This is a genomic window from Bradyrhizobium sp. 137 (assembly GCF_023074095.1).
Taxonomy (GTDB): domain Bacteria; phylum Pseudomonadota; class Alphaproteobacteria; order Rhizobiales; family Xanthobacteraceae; genus Bradyrhizobium.
In genome coordinates, this window is record NZ_JADPKU010000030.1 from 23,834 (window position 1) to 46,210 (window position 22,377).

General features: G+C 61.2%; 23 protein-coding genes. 5 read left to right on the forward strand and 18 right to left on the reverse strand.

Annotation, left to right across the window (positions count from 1 at the left end):
• Position 1 precedes the first annotated feature (1 nt).
• The 8 genes from IVA78_RS05695 to IVA78_RS05730 all read right to left on the reverse strand — a co-directional run bounded on the left by IVA78_RS05695 (position 2) and on the right by IVA78_RS05730 (position 8,086).
• Entirely contained in the window at positions 2–1,123 is a 1,122-nt protein-coding gene (locus IVA78_RS05695; protein WP_247464764.1) for an FAD-dependent oxidoreductase, read from the reverse strand.
• Positions 1,120–2,538 carry a (2Fe-2S)-binding protein gene (locus IVA78_RS05700; RefSeq protein ID WP_247464767.1) on the reverse strand — a complete coding sequence of 473 codons (1,419 nt, stop codon included), beginning with the start codon at positions 2,536–2,538 and terminating at the stop codon, positions 1,120–1,122. Before IVA78_RS05700 ends, IVA78_RS05695 begins: the two co-directional genes overlap by 4 nt.
• Entirely contained in the window at positions 2,535–2,831 is a 297-nt protein-coding gene (locus IVA78_RS05705) for a (2Fe-2S)-binding protein (RefSeq protein WP_247280232.1), read from the reverse strand. The genes IVA78_RS05700 and IVA78_RS05705 overlap by 4 nt, the downstream gene beginning before the upstream one ends.
• Before the next feature lie 272 nt (positions 2,832–3,103).
• Entirely contained in the window at positions 3,104–4,300 is a 1,197-nt protein-coding gene (locus IVA78_RS05710; RefSeq protein WP_247464770.1) for an FAD-dependent oxidoreductase, read from the reverse strand.
• 8 nt (positions 4,301–4,308) lie between these two features.
• Positions 4,309–5,115: an ABC transporter permease gene (locus IVA78_RS05715; RefSeq protein WP_247280234.1), complete on the reverse strand. Its 807-nt coding sequence runs from the start codon at positions 5,113–5,115 to the stop codon at positions 4,309–4,311.
• Positions 5,112–5,987 carry an ABC transporter permease gene (locus IVA78_RS05720; protein WP_247464773.1) on the reverse strand — a complete coding sequence of 292 codons (876 nt, stop codon included), beginning with the start codon at positions 5,985–5,987 and terminating at the stop codon, positions 5,112–5,114. Before IVA78_RS05720 ends, IVA78_RS05715 begins: the two co-directional genes overlap by 4 nt.
• Positions 5,984–7,024, reverse strand: a complete 1,041-nt coding sequence (locus IVA78_RS05725) for an ABC transporter ATP-binding protein (protein WP_247464776.1) — start codon at positions 7,022–7,024, stop codon at positions 5,984–5,986. The genes IVA78_RS05720 and IVA78_RS05725 overlap by 4 nt, the downstream gene beginning before the upstream one ends.
• 27 nt (positions 7,025–7,051) lie before the next feature.
• Positions 7,052–8,086, reverse strand: a complete 1,035-nt coding sequence (locus IVA78_RS05730; RefSeq protein WP_247301490.1) for an ABC transporter substrate-binding protein — start codon at positions 8,084–8,086, stop codon at positions 7,052–7,054.
• Positions 8,087–8,359: 273 nt separating this feature from the next.
• Here IVA78_RS05730 and IVA78_RS05735 point away from each other — a divergent pair, with 273 nt between their 5' ends.
• On the forward strand, positions 8,360–9,286 hold the full coding sequence (locus tag IVA78_RS05735; RefSeq protein WP_247464780.1) for a LysR substrate-binding domain-containing protein: 927 nt from the start codon (positions 8,360–8,362) through the stop codon (positions 9,284–9,286).
• 52 nt (positions 9,287–9,338) lie between these two features.
• On the forward strand, positions 9,339–10,058 hold the full coding sequence (locus tag IVA78_RS05740; RefSeq protein ID WP_247464783.1) for a type 1 glutamine amidotransferase: 720 nt from the start codon (positions 9,339–9,341) through the stop codon (positions 10,056–10,058).
• Between the two features lie 109 nt (positions 10,059–10,167).
• Here IVA78_RS05740 and IVA78_RS05745 read toward each other — a convergent pair whose 3' ends face one another.
• The 3 genes from IVA78_RS05745 to ybgC form a co-directional block, all read right to left on the reverse strand.
• On the reverse strand, positions 10,168–10,635 hold the full coding sequence (locus IVA78_RS05745; protein ID WP_247464786.1) for a nuclear transport factor 2 family protein: 468 nt from the start codon (positions 10,633–10,635) through the stop codon (positions 10,168–10,170).
• 78 nt (positions 10,636–10,713) lie between these two features.
• Positions 10,714–11,172 carry a YbgC/FadM family acyl-CoA thioesterase gene (locus tag IVA78_RS05750; protein WP_247280241.1) on the reverse strand — a complete coding sequence of 153 codons (459 nt, stop codon included), beginning with the start codon at positions 11,170–11,172 and terminating at the stop codon, positions 10,714–10,716.
• The gene (ybgC, locus tag IVA78_RS05755; protein WP_247280242.1) at positions 11,165–11,608 is read right to left on the reverse strand and encodes a tol-pal system-associated acyl-CoA thioesterase; all 444 of its coding nucleotides are present in this window, start codon (positions 11,606–11,608) and stop codon (positions 11,165–11,167) included. Before ybgC ends, IVA78_RS05750 begins: the two co-directional genes overlap by 8 nt.
• Before the next feature lie 558 nt (positions 11,609–12,166).
• Between ybgC and IVA78_RS05760 the strand changes: the two genes are divergently transcribed.
• Both IVA78_RS05760 and IVA78_RS05765 read left to right on the forward strand, forming a co-directional pair.
• The gene (locus tag IVA78_RS05760; protein ID WP_247464790.1) at positions 12,167–13,879 is read left to right on the forward strand and encodes an ATP-binding protein; all 1,713 of its coding nucleotides are present in this window, start codon (positions 12,167–12,169) and stop codon (positions 13,877–13,879) included.
• Positions 13,866–15,287: a UvrD-helicase domain-containing protein gene (locus IVA78_RS05765; RefSeq protein WP_247464793.1), complete on the forward strand. Its 1,422-nt coding sequence runs from the start codon at positions 13,866–13,868 to the stop codon at positions 15,285–15,287. The genes IVA78_RS05760 and IVA78_RS05765 overlap by 14 nt, the downstream gene beginning before the upstream one ends.
• A 260-nt stretch (positions 15,288–15,547) precedes the next feature.
• Here IVA78_RS05765 and IVA78_RS05770 read toward each other — a convergent pair whose 3' ends face one another.
• From IVA78_RS05770 to IVA78_RS05780, 3 genes are all read right to left on the reverse strand, one after another.
• Positions 15,548–16,282, reverse strand: a complete 735-nt coding sequence (locus IVA78_RS05770; protein WP_247280245.1) for a hypothetical protein — start codon at positions 16,280–16,282, stop codon at positions 15,548–15,550.
• A gap of 52 nt (positions 16,283–16,334) precedes the next feature.
• Complete coding sequence (locus IVA78_RS05775; protein WP_247464796.1) at positions 16,335–16,733, reverse strand: hypothetical protein; 399 nt, start codon at positions 16,731–16,733, stop codon at positions 16,335–16,337.
• Between the two features lie 132 nt (positions 16,734–16,865).
• A complete protein-coding gene (locus IVA78_RS05780; protein WP_247280247.1) occupies positions 16,866–17,174 on the reverse strand; it encodes a hypothetical protein in 309 nt (102 codons plus the stop codon).
• A gap of 251 nt (positions 17,175–17,425) precedes the next feature.
• On the opposite strand from IVA78_RS05780, the gene IVA78_RS05785 reads away from it, so the two are divergent.
• Entirely contained in the window at positions 17,426–18,016 is a 591-nt protein-coding gene (locus IVA78_RS05785) for a hypothetical protein (RefSeq protein ID WP_247280248.1), read from the forward strand.
• Positions 18,017–18,039: 23 nt separating this feature from the next.
• Here the strand turns inward: IVA78_RS05785 and IVA78_RS05790 are convergent, their stop codons facing one another.
• The 4 genes from IVA78_RS05790 to IVA78_RS05805 all read right to left on the reverse strand — a co-directional run bounded on the left by IVA78_RS05790 (position 18,040) and on the right by IVA78_RS05805 (position 22,108).
• Entirely contained in the window at positions 18,040–19,101 is a 1,062-nt protein-coding gene (locus IVA78_RS05790; RefSeq protein ID WP_247280249.1) for a PIN domain-containing protein, read from the reverse strand.
• A gap of 101 nt (positions 19,102–19,202) precedes the next feature.
• Complete coding sequence (locus tag IVA78_RS05795; protein ID WP_247280250.1) at positions 19,203–19,985, reverse strand: hypothetical protein; 783 nt, start codon at positions 19,983–19,985, stop codon at positions 19,203–19,205.
• 38 nt (positions 19,986–20,023) lie between these two features.
• Positions 20,024–21,289: a three-Cys-motif partner protein TcmP gene (locus IVA78_RS05800; protein WP_247280251.1), complete on the reverse strand. Its 1,266-nt coding sequence runs from the start codon at positions 21,287–21,289 to the stop codon at positions 20,024–20,026.
• Positions 21,290–21,328: 39 nt separating this feature from the next.
• Entirely contained in the window at positions 21,329–22,108 is a 780-nt protein-coding gene (locus tag IVA78_RS05805) for a DUF5131 family protein (protein WP_247280252.1), read from the reverse strand.
• Positions 22,109–22,377: the final 269 nt, after the last annotated feature.

A 22,377-nucleotide genomic window follows, 5' to 3' on the forward strand; every position in this document is an offset into this window, starting at 1 on the left:
TCTAGAGCGTGGAAGGATGGAAGCGGTCGATGCCGAGATCACCGACGCGGGTCTGGGTGCCGCCGTTGACGATCAGCTCAGCCATCACGGCGCCGGCGCCGGGGCCGAGCTGGAAGCCATGCAGCGAAAAGCCGAACTGGTGATAGAGCCCCACGTGACGTGAGCTCGGGCCGAATACGGGGATGTCGTCCTTCATCCTGGCCTCGATGCCGGCCCAGGCCCGCACGATCATCGCGCTGCGCATCACCGGAAACAGCTCGAATACGGTGCGGGCGCTGATGGCGAGGCTCTTCCAGTCGAGCACCGTCTCGTTGCGATCCTGGTTCGGCGTTGCCAGATGGCCGCCGCCGATCAGCACGGTGCCGTTCGAGAATTGCTTGAAGGACAATTTGCGGCCGCGCAGGATCACGACGGGATCGATGAAGTGCGGCACGCGCGAGGTGATCATCAGCATCGGCGCCACGGTTTCGACCGGAACGGGTTCGCCGAGGGCGGCGGCGATCTTCCCGGCCCAGGCGCCCGCCGCGTTGACCAGCACCGGTGCGGCATAGGTGTCCGGGCCGACATCGACGTGCCAGAGACCGCCGCTGTGGCGGATGTTGCCGGCCGCCTCGCCCTCGCGCACGATGGCACCGAGCTGCTCGGCCTTGCGGCGGAAGGCTGTCGTTGTCTGCGCCGGATTGGCCGCGCCGTCACGGCGCGACACGACGCCGCCGGGACAGGTCTCCGCCACGGCCGGCACCAAGCGCCGCAACTCGGCCGCATCGATCAGCTCTTCATGGCTGAAACCGAGCGCGTTGAGCTCGGCCACGCGCGCGCGGCAGACGGCCAGCTCCTCTTCGTTCTCCGCGACGAGGACCTGGCCGTAGCTTTCAAAGCTGCAATCGTCGTCGACGAGCTCCGAGATCCTCTCCCAAATTCCCATCGAACGGACTGAGAGCGGAATCTCTGGGATGTGCCGGGCGAGTTGGCGCACGCCGCCGGCGTTGACGCCGGAAGCGTGGCGGCCGGCATAATCCTTCTCGATCAGCACCGGCTTCATGCCGGCAAGGCACAGATGCAGCGCGGTCGAGCATCCGTGGATGCCGCCGCCGACGACGATTGCATCCACGTTTCTGGTCATCCGCGCACCACCGCCTTGACATCGGCCTCGCTCTTGGGAACGGCGGCGAGCTCGGCGAGCGTGATCGGCTTCACCGGCGCGCGCAGCCGGTAATAGCCGATCTCCTGCGGGGTCTTCCCGCGGGCCTGCGCCATCAGCTCGGTGACGGTGAGACCGCAGAGCCGGCCCTGGCACGGACCCATGCCGGTGCGGCGATAGGCCTTGAGCTGGTTCGGCCCGGTCGCGCCGATCGCGACTGCGTCGAGAACGTCCCTTGCGGTGACCTCCTCGCAGCGGCAGACGATGGTATCGCCCGAGGGAATGCGGAACTGCGGCGACGGGCGGAACAGCGTATCGAGGAAAGTGCGGCCGCGCTCGCCCTTAGCGAGATCGGGACGAAGCGCCGACATTGGCGCGAGCTTCGCGGCAGCCGCGGGTGCCAGTGCTTCCACTGCCGCGCGTGCCGCAATGCGGCCGCGCGCCACGGCCGCGCTCGCGCCGCCGATGCCGGCGCCGTCGCCGGCAATCGCGATGCCGGCGACCGACGAATCCCCGTTCGCATCGAGCACCGGCGACCAGCACAATTGCAGCTCGTCCCAACGATGCTCGATGCCGGCCGACATCGCCAGATTGACGTTGGGCACAACGCCCTGATGCAGCAGCAACAGATCCGAAGGAATGGTCTCGCGCTTGCCGCCGGCGACATAGCTCACGCTCGCGAGCTGACCGTCGCCGGATGCAGAGAGCTCGGTGACGCCGGAGACGACCTGCACTTTCGCCTTCACCTCGCGCATCATGAATAGCCCCTTGCTGAAATAGGGCGAGGTCAGGAAGGCGAAGGCGTGCGGCAGCGCGGCGAAATAATTGCCGCGCTCGGTCGTGTCGAGGATGCGGTCGATGCGGCCGCCGAGGCGCAGGATCTGCGCGGCGAGCAGCCAGAGCAGCGGCCCCTGCCCTGCGATCACGGTGCGTCCGTCAGGCACCAGCGCCGACGACTTCAGCATCGTCTGCGCGGCGCCCGCGGTCATCACACCGGGCAGCGTCCAGCCGGGAATTGGAAACGGCCGCTCCAGCGCGCCGGTCGCGAGGATCACGCGCTGCGCCGTGACGAAGACAGAGGCGCCGCCGATCGAGACGGCGATCTCGAGGTTGCGATCGAGGCTCCAGACCGTCGCGCGATGGATGACCTCGGCATTGCTGGCGCGCAGCGCCTGCACGAGATCGGCGCCCGCCCAATAATCGGCGCCGAGCTGATTGCGCTCTGTCAGGGGCGTCGAGCCAATGGCGCGGAAAACCTGACCACCCGGACCGATATTCTCATCGAGCAGCAGCGTCGACAGGCCAGCTTCGGCTGACGTCGCGGCGGCCGCGAGGCCGGCGGGACCTGCGCCGATCACCACGATATCGTAGGCTTCGCGCTTGGGAGCCACAGTCATTTGCCGATCTCCCGCTTGCCCTTTTGGATCTCGATTCTCATGCCCTCTGCGACGGGCACGAGACACCCCTGGCGATTGCCGATGCCATCGATGGTGACGAGGCAATCGAAGCACACCCCCATCATGCAATAGGGCAGGCGCAGCGCGCCGCTCACTGCGGTGGACCGCCGCGCATCAACGCCGGAGGCCAATAGCGCCGCAGAGACAGTGTCGCCCTGACGTGCTGCAACGGCAGCGCCATCGACGAAAATCTGCACTTGTGGCCGTTTGTCCTGTTCGGATCGCCTAAACATGGGGAATGCCTCTTGGCTCCTTAAGAACTTCTAGAGCGTGATGGAATCTTGTTCGGCTGCGCGAGGGTTCACCTCTCCCCAACGGGGAGAGGTCGGATTGCGCCTGGCGATGCGAAGCATCGTCCAGTGCAATCCGGGTGAGGGGCCGCAGCGCCCGGTAAGACTGTAACCCCTCACCCGGATCGCATCTTTCGATGCGATCCGACCTCTCCCTACGGGAGAGGTGATCTGAGCTCTGGGCCAGCATCGATTCAAATCGAGCCTCCTATTTTCTAATAACCGCTGTGGTTCGCAGCGCCCGCACCGCCAAAACGGCTCGCCGAGAACGCGCCGACCAGCTCCGGTTCGAGCGCGCCCTGCGCCACCATGCGCGCGATCTCGAACGCGTGGTTGGAGGCGAGCGTCACGCCGGAATGACAGCAGGCGACGAAGGCGCCGGGATGCGTCTCCGACTGGTCGTAGATCGGAAAGCCGTCTTGCGGCATGACGCGGATTCCGGCCCAGCTCCGGATAACGTTGAGCCGCGACAGATGCGGAAACATCCGCTGGGCGCGATCGGTCATCACGGCGCTCACGGAATGCTTCAGCGCGCGGTCGTCGAGCTCGTCCTCCTTGCTGTCGCCGATCATCACCGTGCCCTCGTCGGTCTGGCGGATCGTGGTCAGCGGATGTGGCAGGAACGGCATGGTTCGCTCGGTCACCACGATCTGGCCGCGGGTGGGGCCCATCGGCGCGTAGAGCCCGACCATCGGTGCCAGCGTCTGGTTGGCATTGCCGGCGGCAAGCACGACCTTCGCGGCGCGCAGCTCGCCCTTCGGCGTGGTCAGGCGGAATTCGCCGCCGCTCTTGCTGATCGCCGACACCGGACGTTCCGGAAAATAATCGATGCCGAACGCCCTGAAGCCGGTGTGGAAGGCGCGGAACGTGCGCAGCGAATTGACGTGGCCGTCGAGCGGGCAATAGCTGCCGCCGGAAACTTCGGGGCCGATCAGCGGAAGCGACTTCTTAACTTCGGATGCGGAGAGCATCTCCATCTTGTAGTCGGCCGCGCCGACCTGGTTGTGCATGCGCTTGACCAGCTCGGTGCGCTGGCCGAGTTCGTCATCGCCGAGGGTGAGATGGAAGCCGCCATTCTGCTGAAGAGAGACGTCGAGCCCGGTCTGCTGCTTCAGCTCCGACGCAAGTCGGCTCCACGCCTGCGACGCCTGCACGGTCCACACCGTGTAGGCGGGCATGCCGAGGCCCTTGCTCTGCACCCAGACCAGCGCGAAGTTCGCGCGCGAGGCGCGCTTGGCGATGTCGCCTTCGTCGAGCACCGCCACTTTTTTGCCGAGCCGGCCGAGGCCCCAGGCAATGGCGGAGCCGAGCAGCCCGCCGCCGACCACGGCGACGTCGTATTCAGATTTTTGCTTTGACGCGTTGTCTCTACGCGAGCCGGCGTCCACTTCGCTCGAAAACGCTTTAGACATAGATTTTCCTATCGTCCCGTATCGCCCTTGCCGGCGAGCACACGGTCGAGCCCGTAGAAGCGGTCGAGCAGAATGAGGGCGGTCATGGTGATCGCGATCACGCAGGCCGAGACCGATGTCACCAGCGGATCGATGTTGTCCTGGATATAAAGGAACATGCGCACCGGCAACGTCTCGGTACCGGGCGCCGCGAGGAAGACGGTCATGGTGAGATCGTCGAAGGACTGGATGAAGGCGAGCGCCCAGCCGCTGATGACGCCGGGCAGGATCAAGGGCAGTGTCACGCGGCGGAACAACGTCCAGCCGTTGGCACCGAGCGAAATCGCGGCCATTTCGACAGAAAGATCCATGCCGGTGGCCGCCGCCAGCGTTAGTCGCAGCGCGAACGGAAACACGATGATGACATGCGCGATGATGAGCGCCGCGAAGCTGCCACTCATGCCGGCGGAGGTGAAGAAACGCAGAAAGGCGATGCCGAGCACGACATGCGGAATCATCAGCGGCGACAGGAACAGCGCGGCCAGCGCATCGCGGCCGCGGAAGCGGTAGCGCGCGATCGCCAGCGCCGCCGGCACCGCGAACAGCAGCGCCACCAAGGACGACAACGCGCCGAGCCCAAGGCTGACCCAGAACGCATGGACGAATTCGGGGTAGTTGGCGATCGTCCTGAACCAGCGTAGCGAAAATCCGTTGGTCGGCAGCGACAGGAAGCCCTCGGGTGTAAACGCGACGAGGCAGACCACCAGGATCGGTGCCACCATGACGATGACGAAGATGGTGTGGAAGATCAACGCCAGCGGCCCGTTCCGTCTCATCGGAACACCTCCGCATAGCGGCGCTCGATCAGCGCATTGCTGCCGACCACAATCAGCACCAGCGCGACGAGAAGGAGCGTCGCGACCGCTGCACCGAGCGGCCAATTCAGCGTGTTGAGAAACTCGTCATAGGCGAGCGTCGCGGCGACCTTGAGCCGGCGGCCGCCGATGATCGCAGGCGTCGCAAAGGCGCTGGCCGAGAGCGAGAACACGATGATGGCGCCCGACAGCACGCCCGGCATGATCTGGGGCATGATGATGCGGCGGATGATGGTGCCGGGTCCCGCGCCAAGCGACGTCGCGGCGTTCTCGATCTGCGGATCGAGCCGCTGCAGCGCGGCCCATACCGACAGCACCATGAACGGCATCATCACATGCGCGAGCGCAACGACCATGCCGGTTTCAGTGAACATGAAGGGAATGGGGGAGCGGATCACCCCGAGCGACATCAAGAGCTTGTTGACCAGTCCGTTATTGCCGCCGAACAGCAGCGCCCAGCCGAGCGTGCGCGCCACCACCGAGATCAGCAGCGGCCCGAGGATGATCAGCAGGAAGAAGCTCTTCCAGCGACCGCTCATGCGGTTGAGGATGTAGGCTTCAGGCGCGCCGAGGACGGCGGTGAGTAATGTGGTCAGGATCGCGATTCGAAAGGTCCGCCAGAACATTTCGGCGTAATAGGGATCGGTCGCGATCTCGTGCCAGTTCTTGAGGATGAAGACCGGTTCGATGCCTTTGTACTGGCCCCAATCGTGGAACGACAGCATCACGGTCATCGCCAGCGGAATCAGCAGCACGCCGACGAACAGCATCAGGGCGGGCGCAGTCAGAGCCCACGGCGCACGCGCGTTACGTTCCTCGGCGGCCGCGCTCATGCGACGCCCCTCGCACGCACACTCATGTCCTCGGGACGCCAAGCCAGACGCACCGCCTCACCTTCGGCCGGCTGCGCCTTGCCGTCATTCTGGCGGATCACGATCGCCGGACCGCATTCGCTCTCGCACTGGAACAGCCAGTGATTACCTTGGAAGATGCGGGTGACGATCTTGGCGCTGAGGCCGGCATCGCCGAAGCCGATCCTTTCAGGGCGAATGCTGACAGTGACAGGGCCGCTGAGACCCGCCGGCGCCGGCGCGCTCCAGGAGCCCGCGGTCAGCCGCGCCGGCGTGACGGTCCGATCGATCGCCGCCGCAAAGTCGTTGGTCTTGCCGAGGAACTGCGAGACGAAGGCCGAGGACGGCTTCTCATAGGTCTCCTGCGGCGTGCCGATCTGCTCGATGCGGCCCTGGCTCATCACCACGATGCGGTCGGACAGCGACATCGCCTCGTTCTGGTCGTGGGTGACCAGGATCGTGGTGGTGCCGATGGTGCGCTGGATCTGGCGCAGCTCGATCTGCATCTCCTCGCGCAGCTTTGCGTCGAGGTTGGACAGCGGCTCGTCGAGCAGGAGGACGCTCGGCTTGATCACCAGCGCACGCGCCAGCGCCACGCGCTGCTGTTGGCCGCCGGACATGCGGCGCGGATGACGGTCCTCGTAGCCGGCGAGGCCGACCATCGCCAGCGCGGCACGGACGCGCTCGGCTTTTTCAGCGCGCGACACCTTGCGCATCTCGAGGCCGAAGGCGACGTTCTCCGCCGCGGTCATGTGCGGAAACAGCGCGTAGCTCTGGAACACGATGCCGAGGCCGCGCTTGGCCGGATGGATCGCGGTGAGGTCCTTGCCCTCCAGCCGGATCGCACCGCGGGTGGGATCGAGGAAGCCCGCGATCATCTGCAACGTCGTGGTCTTGCCGCAGCCGGAAGGCCCGAGGAAGGAGATGAACTCCCCCTTCCTCACCGACAGACTGAAGTCATCGACCACGGTCTGCGCGCCGAACTGTTTTGCGACCCGATCAAGCTCGAGATAGGCCATGCGCTGTCTCCGCTACGGACGATCAGATCAGCGCTCGACCTCGCGATTCCAGCGCTTGGTCCACTCCTCGCGCTTCTCGTTGATGACGGTCCAGTCCGGATTATAGAGCTTCGCCGCGCGCTCGCCGATCGGCGCCATCTTGCCGAGCTCGGGCGGGATCACCAGCGATTTCAGCACCGGGCCGTAGCCATAGTCCTTCAGCATCACCAGCTGGATCTTGGGATCGAGCAGCATCTTGACGAAGCTCGCGGCCAGAGGAGAAGCGTTGGGCTTGGCGATTGGACATGCCGTCGTCAGCAGCGTCGCGGCGCCTTCCTTCGGATAGACGAAGTCGACGGGAAAGCCGGTATTGGCGAAGCTCTGCACGCGGCCGGTACCCCACACCGCGATCACGGCCTGGCCGGACTGGAACAGCTCGGTCATCTTGCCGGGCGACGGCTCATAGGCGAGCACGTTCGGATTGATCTGCTCCTTGAAGATCTTGAAGCCTGAATCGACGTTGGTCTCGCCGCCGCCATTCATCTTCGACAGCATCACCAGGGCTTCGAGGCCGTAGGTGTTGTTGATCGGGGGGATGACGAGTTGCTTCGCGTATTTCGGATCCTTCAGATCGTTCCACGAGGTCGGCGGCGCCCAACCTTTCTCTTTGAACACCTTGGTGTTGTACATCAGGCCGGTCGCGACGATGCCGATCGCGACCGCACGATCATCCTTGAAGCGGGCGGTGTCGTAGAGATCGGCCGGCAATCCGTCGAGCTTGCCGCAGAAGCCGAGCTGGATCGCCTGGTACATCGGGCCGTCATCGACGATGGCGACGTCGATCTGCTGGTTGCCCTTCTGCGCCTGGAGCTTTGCCAGTGTGTCGGTCGAGTTGCCGGCGACGTACTCGACCTTGACGCCGTTCTCCTTCTCGAAAGCGGGGATCACCTCGTCGCGGATCGTCTTCTCGAACGAGCCGCCATAGCCGGCGACATAGAGCGTCTTTTGCTGGGCCGATGCGGCCGACGGGGCGGCAATCAGCGCCGCGATGCTGACCGCGGTCAGAAGGCGAAAAGTCTTCATGTGGACCGATCTCCATACCGGAATGAGGTGACGTGCCGACAAGTCTCCGGCCGAAGCACCTTCCGCATTTCCTTCCGCGCAAATTCCTCTCCGACCAGGGCTCCGGCCCCTGCTCGGCGGGTTTTGGCGCGATTTGGAGGTTTGAACGTCTCCAATCTGCCGAAAAAGCGGGCTGGCTCCAGCTCTGATGAAAAAGATCGCAAAACCAAGCTTCCATCGTCCAATGAATAATGGCACCCTCTGCATGCCGAAATGTTATGAGTGGAATTCGAGATGGCGCGGATCAATTCGCGGCAGGTCGAGGCTTTCCGGGCGACCATGCTGACCGGCAGCGTCACCGAGGCGGCAAAGCTGATGGTGGTGACGCAGCCCGCCGTCAGCCGGCTGCTGCGCGACTTCCAAGCGCTGCTGAAGATGGAGTTGTTCGAACGGCGCGGCACCGGTCTCGTCCCGACCGCAGCGGCGATGGCGCTCTACACCGAAGTCGAGCGCTCGTTCGTCGGTCTCGAACGCATCACGGCGGCGGCCGAAGAAATCCGCGGCCGGCGCACCGGCTCGCTGCGCATCGCCGCGCTGCCGGCCCTCGCGAACGGCTATCTGCCGCGGCTCGCCGGGCAGTTCTTGAAGGAGCGGCCCAACCTCAACCTCGCCTTCTTCGGCGTGATCTCGCCGATCGTGGTCGACTGGGTGCTGAACAATCAATGCGACATCGGCTTTGCCGAGGTGCCGATCGCCCATTCCGGCCTGCCGAGCCTGCGGCTGCCGGCGTTGGCGCGTGTCGCGGTGCTGCCGACCGGACATCATTTGGCGGAGAAGGAAGTGCTGGAGCCGAGCGATTTCGAGGGCGAGACGTTCATCTCGCTGTCGGCGGGATCATCGAGCCGGCACCTGGTCGACCAGGTCTTCCATCGCAGCGACGTTCGCCGCGTGCTGCGGGTGGAGACCACGCTGTCGGAGATCATGTGCGGCATGGTGTCGTCGGGGCTTGGCGTGTCGATCTGCGATCCCTTCACCGCACAGGAATTTGCAACGCGCGGCGTCGTCGTGCGCCGCTTCCTGCCGCGCATCGACTTCGAGTTCTCGGCCGTCTTCCCGGCCCAGCGCAGCCCCTCGCCGGTGGCGCTGGATCTGGTCGAGACCATGCGCAAGGCGCTCACTGAGCTCGAGGACAAGTCCGCACATGGTTTTGCGCCTGGTTGATTTGGACGCCTTACGGGTCCTGTTGTATGCTCCCTGCCTCCGCAGGTAGCATATGGCACGCATCACCATCGTCGAGACCGGGCTCGTCCCACAAGAGCATCGCGAGCGGCACGGCTCGTTTCCGGACATGTTCGAGCGCATGATCCTCGCCGAGGACCCTATGGCTACAATCGACATCGTCAGCATTCCGAATGGGAATGCGCTGCCCGATCCGCGCGGCTTGGAGGCCATCCTGATCACCGGCGCGGCGGCCGGCGTCTATGACAGGCTCGACTGGATCGCGCCGCTGGAAGATTTCGTGCGCACGGCTTACGCCAACAAGACGCCGATGGTGGGCGTCTGCTTCGGCCATCAACTGATCGCACAAGCGCTCGGCGGCACTGTACGCAAGTCGGAGAAGGGTTGGGGCATCGGCCGGCACGTTTATCAGGTGCTGCCGGAGAATGGCGTCGTCGACGGCGAAGCCATCGCAATCGCCGCCTCGCATCAGGACCAGGTGATCGAGCCGCCGAACGATGCCGTGACGATCCTGTCGTCGGACTTCACGCCGCATGCCGGCCTGCTCTACGCCAACGGCACCACGCTGACCGTGCAGCCGCATCCGGAGTTCGACGTGGCGTTCGCACAGGTGTGTTGCGACCTACGCGACGGCAAGGCGCCGAATGATGTCGTCGCAACAGCAAGGGCATCGCTGTCAGAGCCGATGGACAACGCGAAGCTCGGTGGGGCGATCACAAGGTTCTTGACGCGCAAATCCATCCCCTCATCCTGAGGAGCGCGCTCTCGCGGGCGTCTCGAAGGATCGAGGCCCCCACCGCAACGGCGAGGCCTGCATGGTTCGAGACGCCGCTTCGCGGCTCCTCACCATGAGGGTTGAGGGCTCAGAACGGACTCTCGCCCAGCCCCGGCACATCCGCCGGCCGCGGCCCCGGCGCGGGCCAGTGAAAGCGGCGGTCCTTCTCGGCGATCGCAATGTCGTTGATCGAGGCCTCGCGCCGCTTCATCAGGCCGTGCTCGTCGAACTCCCACTGCTCGTTGCCGTAAGAGCGATACCATTGGCCACCGGCATCGTGCCATTCGTATTGGAAGCGCACCGCGATGCGGTTGCCGTCGAACGCCCAGAGGTCCTTGATCAGGCGGTAGTCGTGCTCCCTCTCCCATTTGCGGGTGAGGAATGCAACGATTGCCTCACGGCCCTGAAAGACTTCAGAACGATTGCGCCAGCGGCTGTCCTCGGTGTAGGCGAGCGCGACGCGCGCCGGATCGCACGAATTCCAGGCGTCCTCGGCCATGCGCGCCTTTTGCGCAGCGGTTTCTCTCGTGAAGGGCGGAAGCGGCGGGCGCGACATGATGGCCTCATCGGTTGGTTGGGGCCGCAATCTATCGCTGCAGTTGGCGGAGTCGATAGGCCACTGCAAATCGGGCGATCACGAAATCAGATCGGCCTTCATCAAGGTCCGGATCGATTTCGGAATCGGCTGCGCGCGACCGCCGCTGATGAAGGCGACGCGCACTTCCGCTTTCACCAGCACGTCCTCAGCCCGGCGCACCTCCTGCGCCAGCATGATGGAAGCGCCCTTCACCGCGATCGGCCAGGTCACGACGTCGAGCACGTCGTCCATCCGCGCGGGCTTCAAAAAGTCCAGATGCATCGAGCGCACCACGAAGGCGAAGCCGGCGCCGTCGGTCTCGGGCTGCTCGAACAGCGCCTGCTGCTCGGCGCCCATCAGCCGCAGATGATTGGTCCGCCCGCGCTCCATATAGCGCAGATAATTGGCATGATAGACGATGCCGGAGAACTCTGGCTTGCCAACATCGCAACACAGCGCCTTGATTTCATTGGGGCGTTGGAGGGCTATAGCGTGAACAAGCGTAGATTTATCCATGCCCTTCCATGGCGAGCCGCAGTGACTTCGGGATGCGCTGTGCTTTTCCGCCCGAGATAAATGCCACGCGTACGCGGGCCGTGACTAAAAGATCGTCTCCGCGCCTACATTCCTGGAGCAAGGCAATCGATGCGCCCCTCACCTCTTCTGGAACTGTGACAACCTCAAGCAGGTCGTCCAAGATTGCCGGTTTTAGAAAATCGATGGTCATCGAACGGACCACAAAGGCAAAGCCTGGCGCATCGTTCTGCGCTTCTTTGAGGAGCTCTCGCTGATTCGTTCCGAGCAAACGCAAGTAGTTTGTTCTGCCGCGTTCCATGAAGCGCAAGAAATTCGCGTGATAAACAATCTGGCCGGAGTCCGTATCTTCGAAATAGACGCGGACCTGCATATGATGGTGACCGCCGCGAATTTCGCCATCAAGAGAAGCTGTCACGGTACGATCCCCCCAATTGTGGTCCCGAGAACCAATTGTCTTGCATACAGGCAATTTACTGAGCAATCGTCAAAGCTCTTGGGCTCGGCTCCTGCAATCTGAAAATTCAGCGCCTACCGTGTGAATGCTGCCTGCACTTTGGGGATCTACAGCGGCGCCGGGCTGCCATCGTGCCAACCCAACCGGACTGAAAATCCAACGCTCTTGCCGACCGGCAAGAGCGCAACGTCTGCGATCCAACTGCGGCTTCGAATGTTCCCAGGGAAGTCCAAATCCCGGGCTTGCAACACTCAATTCCTTCGGTTGGCCGAAGGGCAGATACCGCGGCTCGCGGCGTAGATAAAGTACGCTATCGCCCGACTGAGCACAAAGCCCCAAGACGCATGCGGGCATGTGGTAGGGATGCTTTGTCGATTCCAGGGCGTTCTGCCTGTACATATGGAATGGCGCAGCTCCGTCCCACTACTCAATGGTTGCGGCGCGCCGGTTCGGGCTAGCGACCGCAGATTGTAACAGTGTATGCTTTAGCCTCTTCGTTAATCTTATTTGAGTCCTTCCGTGGCCCGCATCCGCGTCGTCGACATTCGCAACTTTCGTTGCCTCAAGTCCTTCACCTGGCGACCGTCGAGCGGCATCAACTGCCTGATCGGTTCCGGCGATGCGGGCAAGTCGTCAGTTCTTGACGCGGTCGATCTCTGCCTTGGCGCGAGACGCAGCCTTTCGTTCTCAGACGCGGATTTCCACGGGCTGGACGTTTCAGCGCCGATATCTATCTCGATCACGCTGGGCGAACTGGATGACAGCCTCAAGAGCATGGAGGTGTACGGCAACTATCTTCGGTCCTTCGACGCGGCGGCGGGCGAAATCGACGATGAGCCCGAAAGCGGTAAGGAGACGGTGCTGACCCTGAACCTTTCCGTGAAAAATGATCTCGAGCCGGTATGGACGCTCATTTCGGAGCGCTCCGAAGCACAGGGACAGACTCGGTATCTTACCTGGAGCGACCGCAACCGGCTTTGCCCAACGCGCATCGGCGCGTTTGCCGAGAACGATCTGGCATGGCGGCGCGGCTCGGTGCTGACGAAGCTTTCCGACGAGAAGGCCGAAACCTCGGGCGCGATGGCCGAGGCGGCGCGCCAAGCGCGGGCCGCCTTCGGCGATATCGCAGAACAGCAACTCTCCGCCACGCTCGGTATCGTCGGAACGACCGCGCGCGAACTTGGCATCGACATCGGCACACAGCCCAAGGCGCTTTTGGACGCGCATTCCGTATCGTTCAGCGGCGGCATGATCGCGCTTCACAACGAGGCCGGAATTCCGCTTCGTGGCCTCGGCACGGGCTCTGCCCGCCTGTTGGTCGCGGGTCTTCAGCGGAAAGCCGCTAAGGAAGCGACGGTCATTCTGATTGACGAGGTTGAGCATGGCCTCGAACCGCACCGGCTCGTCAGGCTGTTGCAGTCGATCGGATCGAAGGAGACCCCGCCGCCGCTGCAAGGCTTCCTGACAACGCACTCGCCCGTCGTCGTGCGTGAGTTGTCGGCGGAGCAACTCACGGTGTTGAGACGCGGCAAGGATGGGCACCATGCGAGGGTTGTTGGCACTAAGGCCGAAATCCAGGGCACGTTGCGGTTATTTCCTGAAGCCTTCCTGAGTTCGTCCGTTCTGATCTGCGAGGGTGCAAGCGAAGTCGGGTTGGTGCGCGGTATCGACCAGTTTCGAACGGCTGGCGGTAAAGTGCCGATGCAGGCGGTGGGCGTGACGCTGGTGGATGCCAACGGGTGCGATAATCTTTATCGCCGCGCGAACGCATTCCACAGCCTCGGCTACCGCACCAATGTTCTGCGCGACGATGACAAGCAGCCTGACAGGGGTATCGAAGAGACATTCAGTAAAGCCGTGGGGGCTATTTTCCGGTGGCGGGAAGGCTGTGCGCTCGAAGATGAGCTGTTCGCCTCCCTCCCGGCCGACGCCGTAACCGCGCTTCTCGCGCATTCCGTCAAGCTTCATGGTGAAGAACTCGTTGGTGCCCACATCACCTCGGCCTCCGGCGGCAAGATCGCGCTCGCCGCATGCCGCAAGGCTGTCACACCGGAAACCCGCACCTGTCTTGCTAAGGCGTGTGCCACAAAGAACAATCCGTGGTTCAAATCCGTGACCGCGATGGAGCATTGCGGCCGTGAAATCGTGGGGCCGGCTCTCGCGCAATGCGATGCGGGCTTCCGCGCTATCGTCGAGCGCATTTTCGCGTGGATCGACGATGGTCGCGCCTGAAATCGACCTGCTGGAAATCGAGCGCGGCGCGATCACGGCTCCCGCCGGCTGCGGAAAGACGCAGTTGATCGCCGGCGCGCTATCGCGCCACTCCAAGTCCAAACCGATTCTGGTCCTGACGCACACAAACGCGGGCGTGGCCGCCTTGCGCGGACGCCTCGACCGCGCGCGCGTTGCGTCGTCGCGTTATCGCCTTGCGACGCTCGATGGCTTTGCTATGCGGATCATTTCAATGTTTCCGGCGCGCAGCGGACACAACCCGGCAATCTTGCAACTGGCGAGCCCTGGATCGGACTATCCCGCGATACGCAAAGCGGCGGTCGCCCTCTTAGAAGCGGGACATCTCAGCGACGTCCTGCGGGCGACCTACGACAGACTCTTTGTCGATGAATATCAGGATTGCTCGGCTGTGCAGCATGCGCTGGCGAAGGTTATGGGAGATGCGCTTCCGTCCTGCGTCCTTGGCGATCCGATGCAGGCAATTTTCGGATTCAAGGGAAACACGCTCGTCGATTGGGATAACGACGTGCATGCGACTTTCGGAAGTGCGGGTGAGTTGGGCATGCCCTGGCGATGGAAAAACGCAGGAGAAGAGGCATTCGGTCACTGGCTGCTGGAAGCCCGCAAGACGCTTCTTGCCGATGGGAGCATCGACCTTACCTCGGCGCCCAAGAACGTAGTTCACGTTCTTCTCGATGGATCTAACGATCATGCCATAAGGCTCAAGGCGTGCCTGACCAAGGCACCCACGGCGGACGGTTGCGTGCTGATCGTCGCGGATGCGACGAAGCCAGCGGAGCAGCGGCGTTTTGCCAGCCAGACGCCGGGCGCCGTCGCGGCGGAAAGCGTTGACATGCGCGATCTCGTGGAATTCGCGAACGCATTCGATCTTGGCCACGCGCAAGCCTTGGATCGCCTTGTTAATTTCGCCGCCCTCGTGATGACGAATGTGGGGCCGGACGACCTTCTCACGCGCGTCAAGACGCTTCGGGCTGGGCGCGCCCGGAAGGAGCCATCGGAAGTTAAACGTGCGGCAATGGAATTCGCGGGCAAGCCGAGTTACGCGGGTGCGTCTGCGGTCTTGGCCGCCATCAGCAAGGACGCGGGCGTTCGAACACACCGGCCACCTGTGCTGCGTGGTTGCCACCGGATGTTTCAAGCTTGCGGATCGCACGACGGGCTTTCGCTCCTCGATGCCGCGGTGCAGGTTCGAGAACAATCTCGCCTGATCGGCAGGCCCCTTGCTAGGCGGACGGTTGGCAGCACGCTCCTGCTTAAGGGGCTGGAAGCCGATGTCTGCGTAATCCTCAATCCTGATGTGATGGACAGCCGGCATCTTTATGTTGCGATGACGCGCGGCTCGCGCCGTCTTGTGATCTGCTCGGATAAAGCGACGATCAACCGCTAGCGCGGGTTTCCTGGTTCGCGAGGCGGTGCGTTTAGCTTTGGTTAGTCGCAATGAAGCACTGGGGCATCAGCACCAAGAGCTTGATGGATCATGCTCTTGCTCTTCTGCCACTGCGCACGACGGCTCGGTGGCGGTGCAGCATCCGCCTGCAATCGCCATCGACGAATAACTGAATGATTCTTCCACTGTGGCGAGATGTTGTCGGCACAAACATGCGCGTGACAAATATTCGGTGACTTGCTGGCAAGGTGCCCTACCGATCAACAACTCTCACCGCTGATATTGTCGGGCTTGGACGCTTCAAGATCGACCTCCTCCACAACGAGGATAGTCGGCAAGCTTTCTGTCAGTTTTGGAAAAGCTTCGTAGATGCTCTTTGCAATCTGAGCAAGAATGCGTCGCGTCGGCTTATCGATTGCCAAAGTGCGGTGCTTGCTTTCAAACGTGACGGTATAAACACGGTCTTTGATCGTGCCGAAAATGAAGGTTCCGTCCTCGGAATGTTTATTAAGAGATTGGATTGATGCCGTGCTCTCGGCGCGATGTCCGGCTCCATGCCTGATCAGCGCATAATCCGGAAAGGATCGGTGGAACTGCTTGCTGGCCGCGCGCAATCGGTCATGATCGACACCGTTCAAGATTGTCGGCAATTTGCGCATGCCACTGCGAATAGCGTCGATGGTTTTTCCAAAATGAAAAATGGTAGCGGCGGCATCCCTCCCTGCCATTTCGCTCCATATCTTATACATGTGCAGCGCGCGGTTGAATAAGACCGACTGTGTCGTCCTCAAGACCTGAATTTTCTTTACCTCGATCTCGACGTGATCGAGAAGCGCGACGGCACCACCGAAATCGTTGACCAGGCGGTGAAGCTGCACAAGATTGAACAGCACGACCATTCCGCTGCGCTGTTCCTCTTCAGGCAGAGCATCCACGAACGGCTGCAGGATGCCGACGTCGTACACACCGGGTGAGTCGGCCGGCAAATCAGACATTACAGATCACTTTCCAGCCGGCCAGGCTCTATAACCCGTCAAGAAAGGCCAGTTATGTTGGGGGCCAGACGTCATCGCCTTGCGAAAGCCGTTGCTTGACCGTCGCGAACTGCGCATTTGCCTGCCGCCGTAGACGTGCACGAGCGCGATCTTGTGCGAAGCCCGTCTTGGGCCGGATCTCGGCATCAAGATCGTCGATCACGGACTTCGACATATTGAAGGTCGTGTTGGGCGTGTCGTACCCGAGATCGTCAACATGCTCCTTACAGTTGAAGCCCAGATGCACGGCGGCAGCGATAAGCATGCCATTCGGCACGGAGTGGGGTCCGAGCTTGCTTCCTTCCGGATACGAGCATTCGTAATTTTCCGCGACATGTTTCAACCTGTAACTGCCGGTGCCGGACCTTATCGTCTTTATTGGCTTGACCCGTGCGAGCAGCGCCAGCGACAACAAGAATGCGCGTGTCGCATGTGGACCCAGGCATTCCTTCCGACGCTCGACGAATTCGGCGTATTGCTGTTCGGGTGTTTGCCGTGAACAGTCGGCGTTGCGCTGCGGCCGCCCGAACCCAATTCCATGGACCTACAATCGCGGCATGGCATCGAGAACACCACGAATTGCAACCCGCGCGGCTGCCGCGTAGAACTCGGCCGGATCGGCGTCGAAGCTGTGATTTTCCAGATAATGGACGAATGCCTTCCCGGAGACAGTAACAACAGGCGGCTCCGGCGACCGCGACGCGGAGAGCAGCGCCGCATAAGTCTGAAATCCGAGGCCTCTCCCCAAGGCCTCGACACGATGCAAGGACTTGACCGCGGCGAGTACCTTTGTGAGGTCTGATTTAATCTGCTCGACAGCAGAAGGCGAGACGGGAATACGAAGCACAAACATGTGCATCCTCCTGAACGGGCATCGCTGTTCGCCGATTACGCAGCAGCCCACAGGGTGAGATGCCAAGATATGCTATGTTCCGAAATGAGTGAGACGTTTGACCCGGCGACAGGTCGAAGGTGTCCAGCCCTACGTTAGGGTAGGACTGATTCGGGTATTCTTACAAGCATGGCACCGGCTTCGGCCCGAACCGGGCACGACGGGTCGAATAGAGCAGGATAGCCCTTGGCTTGGCGGCGGATAGGTCACGCATGACAATCGAGGACGTCGTTTTCCGGATCGAAAAATTGAACAGCGGATTGGCGACCTTTTGGGCCGCAAGCAACGGCTGGGCGCCTGTTGAAGCCGCGGGTCTGCTAACCAAGAGCCGCCTCGACTGGCAGGCGTCGCTGTCAAAGACATTGCGCTTGTGGCTACGCGAACCCTCCACTGCGCTGTCGGACGGAGAACTCATTCTCGCCTGGTCGAACCTCGGCAGTCTGGTCGAAGGAACGCTGAAACTCCTCCTGTCGGTGTTTTACATGGACTATAAAGCCGACCTGGATATGCTCAAGAAGGCAAACGCGTTCGATCACAAAAAGCAAAAGGCTCTCAGTCCTGACGGACTTACGCTCCAGCCTCTGAAGATCTTCGTGAAAGAGCACGACCTCATCGGCGCCGACGGAAATGCACTCGTTGATCTGGTGCAGGAGCGGCGCAACACCATTCATGCCTTCAAAGACAAGCCCCTGGGTGATGGCGCCGAATTCCAACTGGCCGTGCGGGCCTATCTCGTGCTCCTACGGCGCGTCAACGAAAGGCTTCCCTATCCGGACAACTTGTACGCACCGCGCGAAATCTAACGATTTCACGAGCTGCGAAAGACCTATTTGTAGTCGAAGTCGTTTGGCCCGATCGCGACCCAGACGAAATCATCGTCATCGAAAGAGAACTCGGCAACCGATGTCGGCTTGCCGTGCTGGTCGACGGTCAGGGTCATACTGAAATTCGCTTCCACATCTATGTTCTTCTCGCCTTCCACCGTGCGGTGCGGTAGCAGTACCTTGTCTTCGCTGTCGTAAGTGGCGGTGTCCCAATCGGGATGGTGGTAGGTGACTTTGACATCCATCTCGATGCGCCCGACCACGAGAATCTCCTTGCCTGGGCCGGCCGTCCGAAATGTCTGGAAGTCGACAAAGCTCACGCTTTCCACGTCCGCTTCGTCGATTTCTGCATCGTCAACATCGCTGACCTGCAATCCCCACTGATTGAGTTCTTCATGAACGATCCCGACGATCGCATCTCGATTATCATCGACAAAATCATTGACGTCCGGGGCCGCTTCGATTGTTAGTCCGAGCTTGGCGAAGAGATGCGCGATCGATCTCAGCCCGGTGATATGCTCGGCGTTCTTGATGACCGCTGCAAAGTCCTTGTCGTCCGAGACGATCGTCAGCGGATCGCTTTTCGTGGCGGCCGCCTTTAGGGCTTCGAAGATGAAGGCATCCGGAAATTGATCCTTCTTGGCGTCGTCGCCAAACAGGCCGGTCCTGCGCGCGTATGCGTCGAAGACGACGGACGGCTTCACGCTATCGATCGAGAGCGTCTCGGCTCGCAGCGAAGTAAACATGCTCTCGACCCCAGCATGATATTTCTCGATCAGCTTTCGGTGCAGCTCAGCCGGAGAAATCTCGGGTAGTTTAACGGCGAGAATCTCATCGGCTAGGTCGCGGACTCGTCTCTTGGTCAGGTCGCCGATGACCTCGAAATCGTTGGCCGCGTGCTTTTTTGCGATCTCCATCTTTGTGAGATCGGTCGTGACTACTTTGATATAGCCCGCGTCTACCAGGTCAGCGACCCGCGGGATCAGCGGACCGCCGGGCGGCTTGCCGGCCCGGATCACGACGTTTGCATCAAGGAAAACCCGACGGGGGCGTTCACCAGCCATTTCAGAAATCCTTGCGAGAAAAGCTCTCACATGTTTGGTGCGCGTCGCGGATAAGAATCCGTATTGCCGATTGCCTCATCGTCCGCGCTATCGCAGACGTCTCAGTCCAACTTCTCCGCCGGAAGGTTGGCGCTCGCCAGCATCTGATCATAGAGCCGACGCTTCAAACGCAGCTCGCGAAGGTCCGTTGCCACAGCTTCAGCGAATTTGTTGATCGCCGCTGACGCCTCATCAATTCGGGCCGGCAGATCTTCGCGTGCTTTGTTCTCGGCTGCGTCAATCTTCGCCCGGTCGCCGTCGGAGAGATCGTACTCTGGATCGTCGGTATAGACAGACCCATTGTAGTCTGACATGCACTTGCTGAGCCGCCCGAGGATGTCGATGAGGTTTTGACGGGCGACTGTTATCTCGGGAGGCCCGAAGTTTCTGTCCTGCCGTCGAATTAAACGGTCGCGGGCGTTGTTGACCGTTTGGTTCATATCCCATACCCAGTGAGGAAGCACCCCATGGTCATCCTCGCGTTCGTAGTAGCCACGCGCCAGTTCTTCGGACAGTTTTTCCAGCGCGGCCAATTCTGGTTTGAGCCAATTCTCCAGCCGTTTTTCACGATCTGCGTGAACTTGCTGCAAAGCAACGGCGGTGTGCACCGAGGAGAGCCTGAGCTGCTTCAGAACAGGTTGGACGCTAAGCCAAGCAACGAAAATCGCGCCAAACATTGCGATCAATGTCTGATAGCGGGAAAACCACCATTCGAGACAACCAAATTGGGCATCTTTGATTTGCTCGCAACCACCGTTAAAGGTGGCGCCATAGGCAAACCCCAACACAAGGGCCAGGGTGGCTGCGGCTGCGACAAGTGCGAGTGTATTCCGATTGTCAGCCATTCGGGGCGCCAATCATCATGCGATCACGATGGCGCGCGTCATTTCTTCTCTCTCCTGCTTTGACTATCAAAGAAGATCGGAAAGAAACTGCGCTGCTGTTTCAAGCGCAGGATGTCGCTGATCTTGATCGTGTTGGCTTTGCGGCGCTCCCCGCCGCCTTGTTCGGTGATGACCTCCAGGTCAGGGTTCTCGATGATCGCTGAATTGATGTCGAGCATGTGGGCCGGCGTCGCGTTGTAGATACTCGCGTAAAAATCTCCGACTGGAAGCGCATCGCCGTAATTTGTGATGAGCCGTGGAATATCATCGTGAAGCTGCTTTCTCGCTTGCGCCCTTCCCGCCGCATCGAACACGTAGAGCATGCTATCGGCTTCACTTGGGTCGTAGGACAGCATGTGCAAACCGGACCGTCCGTAGTGCGCCTGGGTGCTGCTGTTCTGATGGAGAATGTTATTGTATTCTTGGCGGGCACGAACCGAATTTGCGAAGTGGATAAGCCAATAACGCCATCCGTCCGGGTTGTGGATGGAAAACGGGCTGACATAGTTCGCGCAGCGCCGGAACGACTCAAACACGATGCGTTCCGCGGCGCCAAGCCAGGCGTCCTTGGTCATCAAACCATCGAGCTGCGATAGATCATCTGGACTGACGCCAAACGGCGCAAGCTGCTTGGCCAGCGCGGCCCGATCCGTCTGATGCAAGAACGTCAGCAACGTCTGGATGCCGAATGTGTAGAAGATCTCAACCGATGTGAACGACGCAACGATGTCGCCGATCGTGTTGATTTCAACACTGCCTGTTCCGCATTGATCCAGGTTGAAGAGGACATTGTGATAACTGCCGCGTTCCAGCAGTTGCTTCACCTCGGGATAGAGTTCGTCGAACTTCTCATTACGATACTCGACGCGAAGGTGGAGCTTCGGCACGTTCTCCTTGATTTCGGCGACGAGCGAAGCGGCATTCGTTTTCAGCAACTCGACAGTCTCTTTGTCGAAGTCATTCAGGATGAGCAGGCATTCGATGTCGAGCGGCGACATCCCCTCGGCCCGACGCTTGATGTTGAATTGCTCCGTCGCGACACGAAGCTCGTTTATAAAGATCAGTGGAGAACCTGGACTGCCGCACTTGTATCGGCCGCCGCCCGCAAAACCATCGACGATGGCAAGACGAAACCGGGACTGCTGAGGAAGCTGGCAGCGCACAGCCAGGTATCGCGCGACGTATTCGGCGATGACCTTGTGCTTGCGTTTTGAGTGCTCCTCAAGAATTGCGCCCGTGACCCATGAATACGGTTTTTTCGACATTCGCCCCCAAATGAATCCTGCTATCCAGAGGCGTCATTCTCATAGCGCGAGCGAAGCCTTCGGCATTTCGTCCCAGACCTGATCGCGATATACGCGCCCATTGGCCTTTTTGGAACGACGCTTGTTGTCTTTCCCCCATGTCCCCCACTGCTTAAAGAAGAACGCGGTGTTGTGCATCGCACACCGATCGAAGATTTCATCGATCCATTCTTCACGGATCGGGCGAGCCGATCTTCCGCTTTCTCCGCCGACGATGGCCCAATGGATGTCGCGAAGATCGACTGACCCTACCGGGCCGATCAGCGGCTCAAATGAGATGAAACGGATCGCAGCCGGGATGGTGCGCAAATGATCGATGCGACCCGCGACGTTGGCGCTCTCGACGCTGGTGCCGAGCCATACGTTCGGCAGAACTTCGCCGATCTTGGAGCGAACCAGCGCCCCCATCCGCTCCGGACGCTTGGTAAGGATCTGATAGTGATGGTGGGGCGTGGCACGCATGACGGCCCACACTCTCAGGATGAAGGCGTCCGTCACCAGATCATGAAACAGGTCAGACATCGAGTTAACGAAGATTTTTCGCGGCTTCTTCCAGCGCAGCGGAATGTCCAAGGCGGCCTTGTCTTCACGGACCACGCCGTTCCAAACGGTTCGTTTTCCGCTGCGGCGCGTGAGTCCTTTATATTTCGGGACATTCATCGCCTGAAGTCGTCTCGCCATTTCCATGGCATAGCAATTCGTGCAGCCGGCGCTGACGATGGAGCAGCCAGCAACTGGATTCCAGGTGGCGTCGGTCCATTCAATTTGCGTCTCGGCCATGACCGTCCCCATATTGTGCTGTCGATGACGTCGTCTGTCGATCACAGCCAATATCAGCTTAACCGTTAATACCGAGTTGGAAGGCGCCGGTCGCGGACGGTTACCCGCTGCAGCACTTGAAGCGTCCGTATTGGACGCCCCTGATGAAACCTTGCGAGACTTTCGCCTCCAATCGCCACTGCACTATAAGCAGGCTCCGGGTCGTACGTCGCGGATCGCCATCCTGCGCCGCAATCGCCTGGTCCACGGCCATATCAAGCCATTTCGAT

What these genes read in the sequence shown, in the direction of transcription:
- IVA78_RS05715 (WP_247280234.1), bottom strand. Translation starts at nt 5,115, where the DNA reads ATGAGACGGAACGGGCCGCTGGCGTTGATCTTCCACACCATCTTCGTC.
- IVA78_RS05770 (WP_247280245.1), bottom strand. Translation starts at nt 16,282, where the DNA reads ATGTCTGATTTGCCGGCCGACTCACCCGGTGTGTACGACGTCGGCATC.
- IVA78_RS05795 (WP_247280250.1), bottom strand. Translation starts at nt 19,985, where the DNA reads ATGGCTGACAATCGGAATACACTCGCACTTGTCGCAGCCGCAGCCACC.
- IVA78_RS05750 (WP_247280241.1), bottom strand. Translation starts at nt 11,172, where the DNA reads ATGGATAAATCTACGCTTGTTCACGCTATAGCCCTCCAACGCCCCAAT.
- IVA78_RS05780 (WP_247280247.1), bottom strand. Translation starts at nt 17,174, where the DNA reads ATGTTTGTGCTTCGTATTCCCGTCTCGCCTTCTGCTGTCGAGCAGATT.
- IVA78_RS05765 (WP_247464793.1), top strand. Translation starts at nt 13,866, where the DNA reads ATGGTCGCGCCTGAAATCGACCTGCTGGAAATCGAGCGCGGCGCGATC.
- IVA78_RS05785 (WP_247280248.1), top strand. Translation starts at nt 17,426, where the DNA reads ATGACAATCGAGGACGTCGTTTTCCGGATCGAAAAATTGAACAGCGGA.
- IVA78_RS05805 (WP_247280252.1), bottom strand. Translation starts at nt 22,108, where the DNA reads ATGGCCGAGACGCAAATTGAATGGACCGACGCCACCTGGAATCCAGTT.
- IVA78_RS05740 (WP_247464783.1), top strand. Translation starts at nt 9,339, where the DNA reads ATGGCACGCATCACCATCGTCGAGACCGGGCTCGTCCCACAAGAGCAT.
- IVA78_RS05790 (WP_247280249.1), bottom strand. Translation starts at nt 19,101, where the DNA reads ATGGCTGGTGAACGCCCCCGTCGGGTTTTCCTTGATGCAAACGTCGTG.
- IVA78_RS05695 (WP_247464764.1), bottom strand. Translation starts at nt 1,123, where the DNA reads ATGACCAGAAACGTGGATGCAATCGTCGTCGGCGGCGGCATCCACGGA.
- IVA78_RS05745 (WP_247464786.1), bottom strand. Translation starts at nt 10,635, where the DNA reads ATGTCGCGCCCGCCGCTTCCGCCCTTCACGAGAGAAACCGCTGCGCAA.
- IVA78_RS05700 (WP_247464767.1), bottom strand. Translation starts at nt 2,538, where the DNA reads ATGACTGTGGCTCCCAAGCGCGAAGCCTACGATATCGTGGTGATCGGC.
- IVA78_RS05725 (WP_247464776.1), bottom strand. Translation starts at nt 7,024, where the DNA reads ATGGCCTATCTCGAGCTTGATCGGGTCGCAAAACAGTTCGGCGCGCAG.
- IVA78_RS05730 (WP_247301490.1), bottom strand. Translation starts at nt 8,086, where the DNA reads ATGAAGACTTTTCGCCTTCTGACCGCGGTCAGCATCGCGGCGCTGATT.
- IVA78_RS05720 (WP_247464773.1), bottom strand. Translation starts at nt 5,987, where the DNA reads ATGAGCGCGGCCGCCGAGGAACGTAACGCGCGTGCGCCGTGGGCTCTG.
- IVA78_RS05705 (WP_247280232.1), bottom strand. Translation starts at nt 2,831, where the DNA reads ATGTTTAGGCGATCCGAACAGGACAAACGGCCACAAGTGCAGATTTTC.
- IVA78_RS05735 (WP_247464780.1), top strand. Translation starts at nt 8,360, where the DNA reads ATGGCGCGGATCAATTCGCGGCAGGTCGAGGCTTTCCGGGCGACCATG.
- IVA78_RS05800 (WP_247280251.1), bottom strand. Translation starts at nt 21,289, where the DNA reads ATGTCGAAAAAACCGTATTCATGGGTCACGGGCGCAATTCTTGAGGAG.
- IVA78_RS05710 (WP_247464770.1), bottom strand. Translation starts at nt 4,300, where the DNA reads ATGTCTAAAGCGTTTTCGAGCGAAGTGGACGCCGGCTCGCGTAGAGAC.